This window comes from uncultured Endozoicomonas sp. (assembly GCF_947495845.1).
In the GTDB taxonomy this organism is placed as follows: domain Bacteria; phylum Pseudomonadota; class Gammaproteobacteria; order Pseudomonadales; family Endozoicomonadaceae; genus Endozoicomonas.
Map to the genome: position 1 here is coordinate 190,170 of NZ_CANMAO010000002.1, position 17,990 is coordinate 208,159.

The 17,990-nt window shown below is 48.5% G+C and carries 13 protein-coding genes; 2 read left to right on the forward strand and 11 right to left on the reverse strand.

What is annotated here, in order from left to right:
• Positions 1-88: 88 nt before the first annotated feature.
• Positions 89-1,279 (forward strand): hypothetical protein, encoded by a 1,191-nt coding sequence (locus Q1B11_RS02625; protein ID WP_299726967.1) that lies wholly within the window; start codon positions 89-91, stop codon positions 1,277-1,279.
• 23 nt (positions 1,280-1,302) lie between these two features.
• Here the strand turns inward: Q1B11_RS02625 and Q1B11_RS02630 are convergent, their stop codons facing one another.
• The 6 genes from Q1B11_RS02630 to ppsA all read right to left on the reverse strand — a co-directional run bounded on the left by Q1B11_RS02630 (position 1,303) and on the right by ppsA (position 10,260).
• The gene (locus tag Q1B11_RS02630) at positions 1,303-2,766 is read right to left on the reverse strand and encodes an ATP-binding protein (RefSeq protein WP_299726970.1); all 1,464 of its coding nucleotides are present in this window, start codon (positions 2,764-2,766) and stop codon (positions 1,303-1,305) included.
• 14 nt (positions 2,767-2,780) lie between these two features.
• Positions 2,781-3,320, reverse strand: a complete 540-nt coding sequence (locus tag Q1B11_RS02635) for a heme NO-binding domain-containing protein (protein ID WP_299726973.1) — start codon at positions 3,318-3,320, stop codon at positions 2,781-2,783.
• A 111-nt stretch (positions 3,321-3,431) separates the two neighbouring features.
• The gene (gene pykF / locus Q1B11_RS02640) at positions 3,432-4,853 is read right to left on the reverse strand and encodes a pyruvate kinase PykF (protein WP_299726976.1); all 1,422 of its coding nucleotides are present in this window, start codon (positions 4,851-4,853) and stop codon (positions 3,432-3,434) included.
• A 224-nt stretch (positions 4,854-5,077) separates the two neighbouring features.
• Entirely contained in the window at positions 5,078-7,030 is a 1,953-nt protein-coding gene (locus Q1B11_RS02645; RefSeq protein ID WP_299726979.1) for a TolC family outer membrane protein, read from the reverse strand.
• Between the two features lie 286 nt (positions 7,031-7,316).
• Entirely contained in the window at positions 7,317-7,796 is a 480-nt protein-coding gene (rraA, locus tag Q1B11_RS02650) for a ribonuclease E activity regulator RraA (RefSeq protein ID WP_299726982.1), read from the reverse strand.
• Between the two features lie 88 nt (positions 7,797-7,884).
• Complete coding sequence (ppsA, locus tag Q1B11_RS02655) at positions 7,885-10,260, reverse strand: phosphoenolpyruvate synthase (RefSeq protein ID WP_299726985.1); 2,376 nt, start codon at positions 10,258-10,260, stop codon at positions 7,885-7,887.
• 251 nt (positions 10,261-10,511) lie between these two features.
• On the opposite strand from ppsA, the gene Q1B11_RS02660 reads away from it, so the two are divergent.
• Positions 10,512-11,333, forward strand: coding sequence for a pyruvate, water dikinase regulatory protein (locus Q1B11_RS02660; protein ID WP_299726988.1), 822 nt, complete (start codon positions 10,512-10,514; stop codon positions 11,331-11,333).
• A gap of 58 nt (positions 11,334-11,391) precedes the next feature.
• Here the strand turns inward: Q1B11_RS02660 and Q1B11_RS02665 are convergent, their stop codons facing one another.
• From Q1B11_RS02665 to Q1B11_RS02685, 5 genes are all read right to left on the reverse strand, one after another.
• Complete coding sequence (locus tag Q1B11_RS02665; RefSeq protein WP_299726991.1) at positions 11,392-11,514, reverse strand: hypothetical protein; 123 nt, start codon at positions 11,512-11,514, stop codon at positions 11,392-11,394.
• 238 nt (positions 11,515-11,752) lie between these two features.
• Positions 11,753-12,931 (reverse strand): 2-methylaconitate cis-trans isomerase PrpF, encoded by a 1,179-nt coding sequence (gene prpF, locus Q1B11_RS02670; protein ID WP_299726994.1) that lies wholly within the window; start codon positions 12,929-12,931, stop codon positions 11,753-11,755.
• A gap of 138 nt (positions 12,932-13,069) precedes the next feature.
• On the reverse strand, positions 13,070-15,664 hold the full coding sequence (gene acnD / locus Q1B11_RS02675; RefSeq protein ID WP_299727243.1) for a Fe/S-dependent 2-methylisocitrate dehydratase AcnD: 2,595 nt from the start codon (positions 15,662-15,664) through the stop codon (positions 13,070-13,072).
• A 221-nt stretch (positions 15,665-15,885) separates the two neighbouring features.
• Positions 15,886-17,013, reverse strand: coding sequence for a 2-methylcitrate synthase (gene prpC / locus Q1B11_RS02680; RefSeq protein WP_299726997.1), 1,128 nt, complete (start codon positions 17,011-17,013; stop codon positions 15,886-15,888).
• A gap of 114 nt (positions 17,014-17,127) precedes the next feature.
• Positions 17,128-17,967: an oxaloacetate decarboxylase gene (locus tag Q1B11_RS02685; protein ID WP_299727000.1), complete on the reverse strand. Its 840-nt coding sequence runs from the start codon at positions 17,965-17,967 to the stop codon at positions 17,128-17,130.
• Positions 17,968-17,990 lie beyond the last annotated feature (23 nt).

Consider the following 17,990-nt stretch of genomic DNA (forward strand, 5'->3'; position numbering starts at 1 on the left):
AGCCTCTGACGCTCACGCTTTAAAAGGAAAAACCAACCCCAATCAAGCTGAAAGGGAGAAAATAACAGAACACGATGGCTCGGAAATCATGCCTTGCAAGGAAGCTAATGCAGAAGTAACCACGATATCCATTCCTGAAAAAGCAGAAAATAGAGATACAGTGACTTCAGCACAGCGTGACAATGATCCACCGAGCCTATCCAAATCGGATTCTGTTGCAGACTTACTGGATGAATTAAATGCAGACGAAGAAGACCACACAGGCTCGTTAAGCTCAACAGACATTCGGAAAATTATCGGCAAACGAATGCTATGGAACTCCCTGATGGGTGTGACTTCTGCCGATGTTATAAACGACTTAGGTTACCCTAAGGCCGCAGGCTACTGCATCTTGCTTAAGACGACAATCGGCTTTCTGGATGGAATGAACCGAATTGGGCAGAGCTGCCCTAATCAACAGACAGGGTTTTTAAAAGCCTCGAGGCTACTTCACCAGTGCTTACATACTATCAGCGACTGTATCCCCGATAACTTCCGGGGTTATTTATCAAAACTGTATTATTTTTGTCCACCCACAGCCATGGGGTTTGCCATTGCTGCTGACATCATACGTCATCTTCATGATGCCGGGATTATCACCGCGTCAATGGCTCAGGTGGTAGCCGGCCCTGCAATTATTGTTATTCCTGCGGCAATAATGGCGATCGCACTGCTGGTTCGCCCTGACTGTTTGAAAGATGAAACGTTATCAGAAACCCTTGGGCACATAAAAACAATCATTAAGAGAGTGTTTATCCATTCGGGAATTGGCACCATTCTTGGCGATATTCTTGGCTATACGGGACACCCAGTCGCTGCCGTTGGGTTTATCCTGTTGATGGCAATTTCTGGTTTGGATGAATGTGGAGAAAATTTGGAAAAAAAGGCAGGTTCAATAAAAGCAGGACAGCATTTTTATAATGCCTGTTTAACGATGCATCAGCACTACCGATCCCTGCAGTCAAAGCTACCGACAGCTTATCTGCAACAGTTCCATAAAAGCTATAAAGAAGCCGCCGTTGCCGGAACGATAGGCACCATAGCTGCAGATACTCTCACCTATTTTGGCAAGACCGGAAATCCTATGATTGCTGCAAGCAGCGCAGTTGTTGTGAGCGGCTGTACGTTCACAGGTGTATTATGGTCGCTCAAAGATCGATTCATGCAATTGTTTAAACCAATGACCACACCCGTTTCACCGTTCGTTTATTCAAACCTGAATAAAATCGACATTATCTAAAGGTTATCGTAAAACGATCGTACTCAGCGATGCCTGCTGCTCAAAAAAACATTATTAATATGATTGATCAGCACGCTGACTTCGATTGGCTTTTGTAGATAATCATCAGCCCCTGCATCACGACAGCGGATTTCATCTTCTCTTAGCGGACTCGCGGTCAACATCACGGCTGGGATTTCACGAAAGTTATCCTGACTCTTCAGCTGGGTTAACAGCTCATAACCATCAACTTCTGGCATCATAAGATCCAATAAAATCAAATCAAGCGGTGGGCTTTGATTCAGGAAATCGATAGCCTGATGGGCATTTTCAGCCAGATGTACTTTAAGTCCTTTGCTCTCCAACAGTCTGGAAAAGGCAAAGCTGTTCCTTAAGTCATCATCCACCAGAAGAACCTCCTGTCCGCAAAAGTCAGGTGTTGTATCTACATTACCCGCTGCAACAAAGTTACTGTCAGATTGAGCACTTGCAGCACTCTGTGGAACCAGTGTGAGCGGAGGGAGAGTTAATGAGAATGTAGCCCCTTTACCGGCTTCGCTGTCCAGATTTAGCTGACCACCGAGTAAGTGAGTCAGTTTTCTGGAGATGGATAAACCAAGCCCCGTACCACCATAACGCCGACTGGTGGAACCATCAGCCTGTTTAAACAGATTAAAGATGGTCTCGTGTTTATCTGCAGCAATGCCTACGCCATCATCACTCACATCAAAGACCAGACCTTCTGACGTATATTGGTCATCCAGTCTCCAGGTTTTTTTATGGATTCTTAGACAGACAGAGCCGTTTTCAGGGGTGAATTTGAAGGCATTGGACAAAAGGTTTTTTAAAATCTGTTTGAGTCGTTTCTTGTCCGTGTGTATTAGATCCGGCAACTTCGGTGCGCAAACCACCTGGAACTCAATCTTTCTTTCTTTACTGATCGGCATAAACTGATCGTACAAGCCTCGCCATATATCCCCCAACAGCACATCGTCTTGATAGATACTTAACTCCCCTGCCTCGGCTTTTGACATATCCAGAATATCTTCAATTATCTCCAGTAACTCATTGGCACTGTTATAAATAATTTGCAGGGATTGAAGCTGATCATCACTCAGGTTACCTTCGTGATTGCCTGTCAACATGCTGGCCAGAATCATCAGGCTATTGAGTGGCGTTCTTAACTCATGGGAAACATTGGCCAGAAACTGTGATTTATGCTCGCTGACTTTTTCCAGCTCCGCCGCCTTTTCCTGCAGCCGCAGATTCGCCTCTTTCAATGCGGTTTGTTTTTGCCGAAGGGTATTTCTGGAGTCTGCCAGTCGCTGATTATTCGCCTCCAGCTCCGCAGTACGCTCTACCACCTGATGCTCGAGACTTTCAGTTAACTGGGTTAGCTCTCTATTTCGCTGGTAGATTTCCCGAGTTTTTTGTTCGGCAATCTGCTCAGCCTGCAGCCTTGCCTGCTTTTCCCGCTCGTATCGCTTTTTCCAGAGTTCACCGTCCATGATGTAATCCTTGCTCAACTCCGGGTTAAGTGGAACATGGTTTCAGTACCCGCATCCGACAGCGGCTCTACACGAATGGATAATCGTTCATCAAAATAGCGCCCAACCCCTTGAATCAACCCCAGCGCCAGCGCAGAAAAAGGACGGTGGGATTTATAATGCAGCCGCATCTGATATTCATCAATGGACGTACATTGAATCTCCGGCGGAGAAGACTCGGGATAGAGCTTACGGACTTCAACGTGAATGTAATCTTCCACCCGCTCAAGCAAATCAAAAGAGGAGCGAATATCCTTGATAAATTGGGGGTGAGAGTCCGCCAGTCGTTTGAAAAGGTATTCACCAAAAGCCGTCTGTAGCACCTCAGGGTCTACCTTTGTTACTCGAGACAGATTGCTGACCAGCGATAGAATTTCTGCATGGGCATAAGTACCCAGGGATGTATAACTACCACCGGACGGCAGTTCGCTAAGCTCGAGAATCTCTTCAACCACTTCTGGAGAAAATTGCGTTTCCACCATCTCCAGAAACTCTGTAAATATCATCCCCTTCATGGGACACACTCCCGACACATTTGAACTCTATGCTATCGGCAGTTAAGGGAATAGATGCAGAAAAACAGGCACGAAGGCCTGCTTTTGAAATACGACAATAATCAGTAATGATTAATCGATGACATGGACAGAAGCAGTGTTGGTGGTACCAGACTCAACCAGAGCACCGGACACCATCACAACCACGTCACCAGACTTGGCAAAACCATGCTTAACCGCCAGCTCTTTACCCATCTTGTAAAACGCGTCGCTGGTTTCCTGCTGTGGAATCACGCAAGTCGTCACGCCTTTGCTCAGGCTCAGCTGGTTTGCTGTCTTTTCAGAGGAAGTCAGCGCCAGAATCTGTGCTTTTGGGAAGAACTTGCGCAGAGAGCGAGCAGACTTACCCTGTTGCGTCGCCACAATGATCAGGCTGGAATCCAGGATCTCGGCAGTATTCACCGCACCACGGCAAACCGCCTGAGTGATACTGCGGGAATTATCGATTTCAGCATCAAAGGCATCAATACGGGAAGCCATGCTGCCATCGGTGCTGTCACAAATAGTGGCCATCACATGAACGGATTCAGCTGGGTACTTACCCTTGGCACTTTCGCCGGACAACATAACTGCATCGGTACCGTCCAGAATGGCGTTCGCCACGTCACCGGCTTCTGCGCGGGTCGGGCGTGGATTCTTGATCATGGAATCCAGCATCTGGGTGGCAGTGATAACCGGCTTACGCGCTTTGTTACACTTGTTGATCATCATCTTCTGGGCAAAAATCACCTGATCAACCGGGATTTCAACACCCAGGTCACCACGGGCAACCATGATCGCATCAGAGATTTCCAGAATCTCGTCGAAGTTATCAACGCCTTCCTGATTTTCGATTTTGGAGATGATCTGAATATCGGAACCGCCATTGGCAGCCAATAATTCGCGAATTTCCAATACGTCACTTGCCTTACGAATAAACGACGCTGCAATGAAATCAACGGCCTGCTCGCAACCAAACACCAGATCCGCTTTGTCTTTTTCTGACAGTGCTGGCAGATTGACTTTTACGCCCGGCAAGTTAACGCCTTTGTTTTCACCCAGTTCACCGTTGTTTTTAACTTCACAGACGATTTCCTGTGCTTTGACGTCTTTAACGGTCAGTTCGATCAGACCGTCGTCCAACAGAACAGTGTTACCCGGCTTCAGGTCGTCAGTCAGGCCACTGTATGTCACCGCTACACGGGTATTGTCGCCTACTACAGATGTATCCGTGGTCAGAGTAAAATCCTGACCAGCAGTCAACATCACATCATTGCCGCCCTGCAATTTAACCGTACGGATTTCTGGACCCTTGGTATCCAGTAGAATGGCAACACGCTTTCCGGTATCAGCCATCACTTCACGAATGCGGGTAATGCGAGCACCATGCTCGTCGAAATTACCATGGGAGAAATTCAGTCGCATCACATTCATGCCGTTGTTGACCAGCGTGGTCAGCATTTCATGGGATTCAGACTTAGGGCCGATGGTACAGACGATCTTGGTCTTTCTCACAGGAAGTTTCTCCGTCAGAGGTGGATTACGGAAAGGTGCTGTTCAGATTGTGATCTGAGCAATGGATGGGTGCGGATATTACCGTAATAAGAAAAGAAAACCTTAGTGTTTTTGCAATTAATTCAGGGATTTAGATCAGTATTTTCCGAACACTTGATGAAATAATAACCTACGGTAATAACTAATGAAAATACGTGTCAATAGCCGGGGCGAAACTAACAAAATCAGCTAAAAACTAACAACCTACCCGTGACTCTTATGGCAAGTTCCTGTTTATCAATGGGCTCGGTTTCAGTCTTTTCTCGCCACGGTGCTAATGTTGAATGTCTGGACTTGATCCACTCATTCCTTTTTGGCTCAGGCTTATTTTTCTGCGAAACCGCCTGCTGCTGTCCACCTTGGAATGAGAGGAAAGCACTTCGATTCAGAGTCATATCACGCAGTGAAACCTGACGACTGGACGAGATTTTTCGCTGGTAAAGATCACTCCAACCATTGGGTTGTATAGCTTGAGCTCTCAAAACAGCATCAATGCGTTCTCGCTCAAACGTCACACCACCCGGTAATCGACTATCGGTTAATGCCCTTTCATAAAATGCCCTTTCATAAATTAAGTGGCTTGTCAGATGATCACTTGCGCCTTTCTCTTCTGACACATCAACTGGCTCAACAGCCAATTGAGCAACTTGAGCCTTGCTCTCCTGAGTGGGTGCTGTTTTGTCTGGCTTAACGGTTACTTCTACGGTTTGATGAACAATGAGCGCTTCTTCTGCCTTTTTCATTACAGGGCTTATTTTATCGTGATGCCGGCTTGAAAACGTTGCGCTTTGTGCAATCACTTGCCTGACACTGACTTCTGGCTTGATCGTTTCTTTCTGACTGACCACCGATGATTTGACGGGGTCTGTGCCATCACGTTTGACAACCAGCTTTTGTTGAAAATCATGTTGAATACCCAGAGTGGGCAAAAGCTTGCCGGTGGTACCCAGAATCTGGTACCTGGCTTTTACCGCTTCATAAAACTGTGAATTCAAGCTCTGGGCTGTTCTAAAATGCGTATTCTCTACATCCAGTAAATCCAGATGGGTACGTTTACCCAAATCAAATTGCTGGTAATAATCATTAATGGTCTGCTGATTATTTTCCTTCTGTCGCTGCAGCCACTTCTTTTTCTCATCAGACAGCTGATAAACCACCCATGCCCGTCGTAATTCAGCTTTTACACTGAGGATTGTCCGGTTTCGCTTTGAACGAGTTTCTTCAACCCGATAAGCCGCTTCCTTGATTCGAGCCTGATCTCTACCGCCAATGAACAGGTTGTAGCGGACATTGATCATCGCCTGCACATTTTTACCCGAACCTTTAGTACCATTGGCATTGTGGTCTTCGGTCCAATCAACTTCCAGATCAACCGTCGGCAGATTCTTACTTTGTGCAACTTTATACGTTGACTGAGAGGACTGAATTTCGTGATCTGCCGCCCGGATAGATGGGTTGTCGTTGTAGGCATGTGCTAAAGCCCTGTTCAGGTCTTCAGGCATCGGGTAATTCTGATAGGCAGGCTCCGGCAACGCTTCCGGGATTTTACCGGTCAAATTCAGGTATTCATTCTCGGCATCCAACAAGCGATTCTGCGTATTCAAAAACTCCACTTGAATACCTGCTAAACGGCCTTCTATTTCGGTTAAATCCGACCGTCTTGCCACTCCCTGTGCCAGCTGTATCTGGATTTTCTTATGCACTTCTTTATGTTTACTCAGGTTCTGCTCCACCAGCCTCATCTGGCCACGAAGCTCAAGCACTTCTAAAACCACATCGATTATATTGAGTGCCAATTCGTCATAGGTTTTCTGAAGTCGCCACTGTTCAGCCATAAGCAGCTGTTCTGCACCGCGCACGGCGTGGGTGGATTCAAAACCGGAAAATAGGTTTTGTCGAAAAGATAGGGAGGCTTCTCTTCTGGCCAGAGTGTCACCGTCCGTTTCGGAGGTGCTGCCTTCGGGATAATGTTTTTCCTGCCTGCCACCACCAATGGTCAGATTCAGACTCGGAAGAAAATCGGCTTTTTTAGCACGATGATGCTGTTGTTGAGCCTGCCAGCGATGATAACTTATTTGGGCTTCCGGATGATTTTCCAGCAAATCGATGATCAATGACTCCAGAGTTTCAGCCGACACTGAAACACTCCACGTCAGTAACATCAACATTATATAAAACGGAAGCGATCTAAGCGCTCTAACTATCATCCCGGACTCCAGACACACTCCAACACAAGCGGTAAGTGCACTGTCTAAGGAGGGATTTCAACTGCCAGGAGGGTTTACTTCAGGTTTTACATTAATTGTGCTGCAAAACGGTGGGCTTGATAACAGTTGAAAAGCTCCAAGACTTTTCTCAGTATTGGTTAGCGACCGTAACCTTTCAAACCCAGCCTTATTATCGTCAACAGGCTGTCATTGCGTTTCAAATAAGCAATTCAGATGAAACAAGAACGCCATTTGTATCGGCATAGAGAAATTGCCCGGGAATAAAATCGGTGCCATGAAAGCGCACGGAAACATCCACTTCACCTAATCCTTTTTTATCGGTCTTCATGGGATGAGAAGCGAGGGCCTGTACACCAATCGGCAGTTTGGCAATCACCTCAACATCTCGGATGCAGCCATAAACAATGATACCCTGCCAGCCATTGCTGACTGCTTTCTCAGCCAACATGTCCCCCAGCAGCGCTCTGCGCATTGAGCCACCGCCATCGATGACCAGCACTTTTCCCTGCCCATCCGTTGATACCTGCTCGCGCACCATGGAGTTGTCTTCATGGCATTTGATGGTCACGATCTTGCCACTGAAAATCTGGTTGCCACCATAACTTCGAAAACCAGGCTCCACCACCTGAATTTTTTCAGGAAAATCATCGCAGAGATCCGGTGTTGTAAAAGACATTATTATTCTCCCTGAATCAAACAATGAATGATAACGAGATTAGCTGGAAAGAACACTACTCCTCTCTGCGCTCTTTCCAGTATTGGACTTACTCCGCCAGATAGAGCCAGGTTTCAATCACAGAATCCGGGTTCAATGACACTGTATTAATACCCTGCTCCATCAACCAGCGGGCAAAGTCCGGATGATCGCTGGGACCCTGACCACAAATACCAATATACTTGTTCTGACGTCGACAGGCTTGAATCGCCATGGACAACAGCTGCTTGACCGAGCTGTTACGTTCATCAAACAAATGGGCGATCAAGCCAGAGTCACGATCCAGACCAAGGGTAAGCTGAGTCATGTCGTTTGAGCCGATGGAGAAACCATCAAAGTAATCCAGGAACTCATCCGCCTGCAGTGCGTTGGAAGGAAGCTCACACATCATGATGATTCGTAAGTCATTTTCGCCACGACGCAAGCCGAAGTCAGACATAATTTTCACCACCTGACGGGCTTCATCCGGTGTTCTGACAAACGGCACCATCAGCTCTACATTGCTCAGACCATACTCTTCACGCACTCGTTTCATGGCACGGCATTCCAGCTCAAAACAATCCCGGAAAGATTCGGAGATGTATCGGGACGCTCCACGGAAGCCAAGCATCGGGTTTTCTTCTTCCGGCTCGTAAATGCTGCCGCCCACCAGGTTGGCGTATTCGTTAGATTTGAAGTCAGACAGGCGAACAATGACTTTCTCAGGCGCAAAAGCCGCAGCAATGGAAGCCACACCTTCCACCAGTTTTTCCACGTAGAAATCCACTGGATCCCCATAGCCTGCCATGCGCTCATCCACCTGATGCCGCACTGCTTCTGGCAGTTTGTCATAATTGAGCAAAGCTTTTGGGTGAACGCCAATCATTTTATTAATGATGAACTCAAGCCGAGCCAAACCAACACCGGCATTGGGGATTCGGGAGAAGCCAAAAGCACGATCCGGGTTACCGACGTTCATCATGATTTTGAAAGGCAGATCCGGCATCGCTTCCAGATCTTTCTTCTGGTGCTCAAAAGGCAGCTCACCTTCATAAATAAAACCTGTGTCGCCTTCTGCGCAGGAGACAGTGACAGACTGACCGTCTTTAAGCCGTCGAGTGGCATCGCCACAACCCACTACCGCAGGAATCCCAAGTTCACGGGCAATGATGGCTGCATGACAAGTTCTGCCACCCCGATTGGTGACGATGGCAGAAGCTCTTTTCATGACCGGCTCCCAATCCGGGTCGGTCATATCCGTCACCAGAACATCACCGGCTTGCACTCGATCCATATCCGCCAGATCATCCACCAGACACACACGCCCCTGGCCAATGCGCTGACCGATACTGCGACCCTCCACCAGCACATCGCCCTGAGCCTTTAACTGATAACGCTCCAGAGTTCTGGATTCGGTGCGGCTTTGCACGGTTTCTGGCCGCGCCTGAACCACGTATAACAACTGATCATCACCATCTTTTGCCCATTCAATGTCCATAGGGCGACCGTAATGTTTTTCAATGGCCATCGCCTGACGGGCCAGCTCCAGAACATCGTCATCATTAACAGAAAACTGCTGACGCTTTTCCAGATCAACGTCCACTGTCTGTACTGACTTTCCGGTTTCCCCGGCATGGCCGTACACCATTTGGATGGCTTTACTGCCCATATTCCTGCGAAGAATGGAAGATCGCCCTGCTTCCAGAGCTGGCTTATAAACATAAAACTCATCAGGGTTGACGGCACCCTGAACAACTGTTTCACCCAAGCCATAGGAAGACGTAATAAAGACAGCATCACGGAAACCGGATTCGGTATCCAGAGTAAACATCACACCGGCAGAACCGGTTTCACTGCGCACCATCCGCTGAATACCAGCAGACAAAGCGACATCACGATGATCAAAGCCCTGATGCACACGGTAAGAGATGGCACGATCATTAAAAAGGGAGGCAAACACTTCACGAACCGCGACCAGCACATTCTGCTCACCACGAATATTCAAAAAGGTTTCCTGCTGACCCGCAAAGGAGGCATCCGGCAAATCTTCAGCGGTTGCAGAAGAGCGGACAGCAACGGGCATTTCATCATTACCACCCGCCATTTCACGGTAGCTATTAATAATGGCGGTTTCGAATTCCGGACGGAAAGGTTCATCCATAATCCACTGACGGATTTTGGCGCCTCCCTGGGTCAGCTGTTGGATATCATCCACATCCATTTTATCCAGCAGATCGTGGATACGGTCATAAAGACCAGAGCTATCCAGAAAATCACGATAAGCCTCAGCAGTGGTGGCAAAACCACCAGGAACCCGGACACCGGCCTGACCAAGATGGCTCAGCATCTCACCGAGCGAGGCATTTTTACCACCGACGCGTTCCACATCACCATTGCCCAGGACATCCAGGCCGACCACAAACTCTGGTAAAGATGAACTATTCAAGCTGCACTCCTGCTATATCTTGTTGATTTACTGAATAATTCCACCTGTAATAGATCATCTTTGATGACCCGTTTTACCGACTGCAGAGAGCCTGACAGGTTGTTTTCGACACATTTTGTTAGATAATGTTAGAAATTGGAAGAGTTTTTTACATTTAATCACACCCTACATTAGTGTAGGTTTAACCCTCATCCCGGCTGAGCTATCCCGGCTGAACTATCACCAAGAACAACATTTTCAGGAGTGCATGGGTGGAAAGGTCTGTTTTTTTTGTCTCTGATGGTACCGGAATTACGGCGGAATCCTTTGGCCAAAGCCTGCTGGCTCAGTTTTCCGGGCCACAGTTTATTCATCACACCCTGCCTTATATTGATACGCCGGAAAAGGCCATTAAGGCATTAACGCTGATAAAAGAAACGCATCAACAGGAACAGGTTCAACCCATTATTTTTATGACCGTGCTGAACGAAGAGGTAAGCACCCTCCTTTATACCAGTGGCGCTTATATGATTGATCTCTTTGCCACTTTCCTGCCCGGTCTCGAAAATGAACTGGGCTCGCACCCGTTGTACACCGTCGGTAAAAAACGATCTACCACCACCAGCGACAGTTATCACCGGAGAATCGAAGCCGTTCAGTTTGCCCTGGATAATGATGATGGCGCCCGCTTCAGGCATTACGAAAAGGCCGATATTATTCTTGTTGGGGCTTCACGCTCGGGAAAAACACCTACTTGTATTTATCTGGGGCTCCAGTTTGGTCTCTTTGCTGCGAATTATCCGATTACTGAAGACGATTTTAATAAAGGCATCAAGCTACCTGAATCGTTAAGGCCACATAAAGGCCGCCTGTTTGGCCTTACCATCAACCCTGGGCGTTTAGCGGGGATTCGTAACGAACGTCGCCCAAACAGTCAATACTCTTCACTCCGGCAATGCCAGTATGATGTGCAGATGGTTGAGCAGATTTATCAGCAGGAACGTATCCCATACATCGATACGACAGAGTTTTCAGTCGAAGAAATTGCCACGAGGATCATGGATCAAGCCAATCTGACCAGAAGACTCAAATAGTTTTTCTGTGTCTCTGAAACCCTTACAGCCAGCCAGAAAGCCTCTCTGGCTGGCTCATTCAACCCTGAAAGAATTCATCCACCAGTGGCGGCACCGGGCATTCCATTATCACAGCCGTCGCGCGCAATGCCTGAGCTTCTTCCAGCACAACCTCACCATCGTACTGTATGCATTGGCACATCTCATTTAGCAATCTTTCTCTGGCATCTGTCTGATATCTGTATAGATCAAGGAAACTGTGCTGAGCGCCTTGTTGAGACCAGCAAAGCTTAGAGCACCACTATCAATATCTGTAAGCCCCAATGAATTCATTGAATTCTGCAGACACGCTTTTTTCTCACTCGTCTCCATACCTGACATTCCGATCAAGGATTTAAGAACAATACCAGCCTCTTCACTGATCTGACTTTACGCCGTGATTATGGTGTTGCAGAAGGAATATGCACATTACCTTCCATAAGAACCCTGGCACTGCGGCTCATTATCGCCTTGGTCACAATCCACTGACCATTTTCAAGGTTCGCTTCAGCACCCACCTTTAGAGTCCCCGATGGATGACCAAATCGCACGGCATTTCGCTCACCACCACCAGCGGCAAGGTTAACCAATGTGCCGGGAATGGCAGCAGCAGTACCAATAGCCACCGCAGCTGTGCCCATCATGGCATGGTGCAGCTTACCCATAGACAACGCACGAACCAGTAAATCTATATCGTTTTCACTGACTTCTTTACCGCTGGAAGAAACATAACGCTTGGGCTTTGCCACAAAAGCCACTTTCGGCGTGTGCTGTCGTGTAACGGCTTCTTCCAGAGAGGTAATCAATCCCATTTTCAGGGCGCCGTGGGCACGAATGGCTTCAAAACGATCCAACGCTTGCTGGTCGCCATTAATGGCTTCCTGAAGTTCAGTACCCTGATAACCAATGGCTTCTGCATCGATAAATATAGTGGGAATGCCAGCATTGATCATAGTGGCTTTCAAAGTGCCAACACCGGGTACCTCAAGATCGTCCACCAGATTGCCTGTTGGAAACATCGCGCCTTCACCATCAGCAGGATTTAAAAACTCAACCTGAACTTCAGCTGCCGGAAAAGTTACACCATCGAGAACAAAATCTCCGGTTTCCTGCACGGCGCCATCAGTCATCGGCACTTTAGCGACAATGGTCTTTTTGATATTAGCCTGCCAGATCCGAATCGTTGCAACCCCGTTTTCCGGAACCCGATCGGTATCCACCAATCCACTGGTAATGGCAAAGGCACCCACAGCTGCCGTAAGGTTGCCGCAGTTGCCGCTCCAATCCACAAACGGTTTATCAATGGAAACCTGACCAAACAGATAATCCACATCGTGATCTGGCTGGGTGCTTTTCGAGAGAATCACCGCTTTGCTGGTGCTGGAGGTGGCACCACCCATGCCATCAATCTGTTTGCCATAAGGGTCAGGGCTACCGATGACCCGCAGCAACAAGGCATCACGAGCCTCTCCTGGCACCTGTGCTGCTTCCGGTAAATCTGACAAGTTAAAGAAGACACCCTTACTGGTGCCTCCTCGCATATACGTCGCTGGGATTTTTATTTGAGGGAGATGATTCATTTTATTAGCTATCCTCGTTCCCATGCTGTGCGTGGGAATGCATATCTCAATTTTCAAAGAGATAGTCATTTGGGTTCCCACGCACAGCATGGGAACCAGGGATTTTGCGGCAGCCTTATAGCATGAAAGCTCTCATGGTTAAGCCGCCTCAGACGACTCCAGAAAGTCTTTGGCAAAACGCTGCAATACACCGCCCGCATCGTACACAGACACTTCTTCTGCAGTATCCAGACGACAAGTCACTGGTACTTCTATGGTCTCATCGTTCTGATGATGGATCAGCAGAACCAGAGTCGCCCCCGGAGTTCGCTCGCCAATCACGTCATAGGTTTCAGTGCCATCCAGCTCCAGAGTTTTACGGGTTGTGCCCGCCTTAAACTCCAGTGGCAGAACACCCATGCCCACCAGATTGGTACGATGAATACGCTCAAACCCTTCCGCAACAATGGCTTCGACACCGGCCAGACGAACACCTTTGGCAGCCCAATCTCTTGAGGAACCCTGACCATAATCTGCCCCCGCCACAATGATCAGCGGCTGTCGACGATCCATGTAGGTTTCAATGGCTTCCCACATGCGGGTTTCTTTGCCTTCTGGCTCCACTCTTGCCAAAGATCCCTGCTTGATTTCACCTTTGTCATCCAGACACATTTCGTTCAAGAGCTTCGGGTTGGCAAACGTCGCCCGTTGTGCAGTCAGGTGATCACCACGGTGGGTGGCGTAAGAGTTGAAATCTTCTTCCGGCAAGCCCATTTTTGCCAGATATTCACCGGCAGCAGAGCTGGCAAGAATGGCATTAGAAGGCGACAGGTGATCGGTAGTGATGTTGTCACCTAGCACAGCCAGAGGGCGCATGCCTTTCAGGGTTCGCTCACCGGCAAGGGCGCCTTCCCAATAAGGAGGGCGACGAATGTAGGTGGTATTGGGGCGCCAGTCGTAAAGTGGGCTTTTTGCTTCTACCACTTTATCCAGATCAAACATGGGGATGTAAATCTTGTTAAACTGCTCCGGCTTCACATGCTCACTGACAATAGCATCAATCTCTGCATCCGATGGCCAGATGTCTTTAAGCGTGATGGGATTGCCGTCTTTATCGGTGCCCAGCACATCTTTTTCGATATCGAAACGCACAGTACCGGCGATGGCGTAGGCGACGACCAAAGGCGGCGATGCCAGAAATGCCTGCTTGGCATAGGGGTGAATCCGTCCATCAAAGTTTCGGTTGCCAGACAGTACTGCGGTGGCATAAAGGTCACGATCAATCACTTCCTGCTGAATCGCTGGATCCAGCGCACCACTCATACCGTTACAGGTGGTGCAGGCATAGGCGACAATGCCAAAGCCCAGTTTTTCCATTTCTGGCAATAAACCAGACGCTTCCAGATAGAGTTTTGCCACCTTTGAGCCGGGAGCAAAGGACGATTTCACCCAGGGCTTACGAACCAATCCAAGCTCATTGGCTCGTTTCGCCACCAGACCGGCAGCCACAACATTTCGAGGGTTACTGGTATTTGTACAGCTGGTAATAGCGGCGATAATGACAGCGCCATCGGGCATCAACCCTTCTTTTTCTTCCCATTCACCAGCAACACCACGATTCTGTAGTTCCGACGTTGGTAAACGACGGTGTGGATTGGATGGGCCTGCCATATTCCGACAAACGGTAGACAAATCAAACGTCAGTACCCGTTCATACTCAGCTTCTTTTAGATCATCAGCCCAAAGCCCGTTGGTTTTGGCGTAGTTTTCTACCAGAGCCACCTGTTCCGCATCGCGACCTGTTAGCTTGAGGTAATCAATGGTTTGCTCATCGATATAGAACATACCGGCAGAGGCGCCGAACTCTGGGGTCATATTGGAAATGGTTGCACGATCACCGATGGTCAGCTTGGAAGCGCCCTCCCCAAAGAATTCCAAATAAGACGACACCACACGCTCTTTTCGCAGGAACTCGGTAATGGCCAACACAATATCTGTGGCAGTAATGCCCTCCTGCCGCTTACCAACCAATTTGACCCCAATAATATCCGGCAGGCGCATCATCGACGGACGACCAAGCATCACTGTTTCCGCTTCAAGACCACCGACACCAATAGCAATAACACCTAAGGCATCCACGTGCGGCGTATGGCTGTCTGTGCCTACACAGGTATCAGGGTACGCAACGCCATCACGCGCCTGAATTACCGGAGACATTTTCTCCAGATTGATCTGGTGCATGATGCCGTTGCCCGCAGGAATGACATCGACGTTTTTAAACGCAGTTTTTGTCCATTCAATAAAATGGAAGCGGTCTTCGTTACGGCGATCTTCAATGGCTCGGTTTTTCTCGAACGCTTCTGGATCAAAACCACCGTGTTCAACGGCCAGGGAGTGATCGACAATCAGCTGTGTTGGTACGACTGGGTTTACTTTGGAAGGATCACCGCCCTGCTCTGCAATGGCATCACGGAGGCCTGCCAGATCAACCAGCGCTGTTTGACCCAGAATATCGTGGCATACGACTCTGGCTGGGTACCAGGGGAAATCCAGATCTCGCTTTCGTTCAACAATCTGTTTAAGGGAGTCCGTTAATGCTGCTGGTTCACAACGGCGAACCAGCTGTTCAGCAAGAATTTTTGAGGTATAAGGCAGCTTTGCATAAGCACCCGGCTGGATCGCTTCCACAGCTTCGCGGGTGTCGTAATAGTCCAGCTCAGTGCCGGGTAATTTTTTTCGAAAGTCAGTGTTCATACGTCGAACGTCCACCGGGCAGGTATTTTTTGTTTTGTATGCATTCCCACAAAGAGCGAGGATGTCGCAAATCCAGTAGGTCGGTAATTCTGTAAGAATTGCCGACATCTCGCAGGCCTGTAGGTGCTGATTGTCGGCAACCCCTTGGGTTACCGACCTACAACACCCGCTTTTAATGACCTTTTGCGACACCTTCGGGCATGGGAATAAGGATTATTCACTTACACACGATCCTGAATATCAACCCATTCAGCAGTTTCAGGGCCGGTGTAATCCGCAGATGGACGGATAATTCGGTTGTTAGCCCGCTGTTCCATCACATGAGCGGTCCAGCCAGAAACGCGGGAACACACAAAGATCGGGGTAAACAGTTTGGTAGGAATGCCCATAAAGTTATAAGCAGACGCATGGAAGAAATCAGCATTACAGAACAATTTCTTTTCGCGCCACATGACAGCTTCCACCCGCTCGGACACAGCATACAGACATTCGTCGCCTACCTGCTCAGACAGTTTCTTAGACCACTCTTTAATAATGGCGTTACGAGGGTCAGACTCACGATAAATCGCATGACCGAAGCCCATGATCTTATCTTTACGAGCCAGCATGCCCATGATTTTGTCTTCCGCTTCATCCGCTGAGCGCCAGTTCTCGATCATTTCCATGGCCGCTTCGTTAGCGCCACCATGCAATGGACCCCGCAAGGAGCCAATAGCACCAGTCACACAGCTATGAATATCCGACAATGTGGAGGCACATACACGACCAGTAAAGGTGGACGCATTGAACTCGTGTTCAGCATAGAGAACCAGTGACGCATGCATCACTTTAACATGAAGCGGATCTGGCTTTTTATCGTGCAGGGTCCACAGGAATTGTTCGGCAATGGAATCCGCGTCAGTATCGACATTAACTCGCACGCCATTATGGCTGAAGTTATACCAGTAGTTGATCATGCCCGGGAAGATCGCCAGCATACGATCAATATGATCCAGCTGCTCGGAGAAGTCTTTTTCGGTTTCCAGATTACCCAGCATGGAGCAACCGGTGCGCATCACATCCATTGGGTGCGCATCGGCAGGAATGTTTTCCAGGACGGTTTTCAGCGCATCCGGCAGTGAACGCATACCTTTGAGACGAGCTTTATAAGCGTCCAGTTCCGTCTGGTTGGGTAAGTTGCCGTAAAGTAGCAGATAAGCCACTTCTTCAAACTGGGCTTTGTCGGCCAACTCTTTAATATCATAGCCACGGTAAGTCAGACCTGAGCCGGTTTTGCCAACTGTGCACAGCGCGGTTTCACCCGCTGACTGGCCTCGCAAACCCGCACCGCTTAATTTCTTATCTGCCATGGAACTTCTCCGTTTTTATAGTATGTTCGCTTGCTGAGCGCAGGCGACAATCTACCAAAAGATTCACCTGCAAATTGTTGTATTTCTGAAAAAGAATCACGTACCCCAAATAGATTATGGGTTGAGAAATTCTTGGGTTTTCACCAACTGCTCCCGCTCCTGGAATGTCATCATACCGTCGGCAATGGCGCCGCTGTTGCCATCCCGTTTGATCACATTCAACACTTCGCGCATGGCTGTGACTGCTGCCCGCTGAAGGTCTGAAGGAATAATGATGAGCTGGTAGCCCATGGCTTTCAGGTCTTCCGTTGGCACCAATGGTGTTTTGCCGCTGTAAAACATATTGATCAATTTAGGGCCAGGCGCCTGTCGTGCAATCTCTTCAATCTGTTCGATGGTTTGTGGTGCTTCCACAAACAACATATCTGCACCAGAATCCACATACGCACGAGCACGCTCAATGGCATCATCAAAACCGGTCACTGCAATAGCGTCGGTACGAGCAATGACCATGACATCACCGGCGTATTTTTTCGCTACGGATACTTTTTTGCACATCTCTTCGGTAGATACCAAAGACTTACCGTCCAGATGACCACAACGCTTTGGAAACTCCTGATCTTCAAGATGGAAAGCACTGACGCCAGCATTAGCAAACAATTCAACGGTGCGTTTAACATTAACTTCGTTACCGAAGCCGGTATCCGCATCGGCAATCACTGGTAACGATGTGGCTTCCACAATCTGACGAACACGGTCAACTACTTCGGTTAACGTCAACAGCCCGATATCCGGTACACCAGTGCTGCGGGCAATGGCACCACCGCTGGCATACAGTGCCGAGAAACCCGCCTCCCCACCCAAGCGTGCAGAAATACCGTCGTAAACACCCGGTGCGGTAACAATGCCTTCTTTTTGGATGAGTTGAACCAGTGCATTTGTCTGCTTATTCAAGATGTTACCTCTCGTTCTTGTTG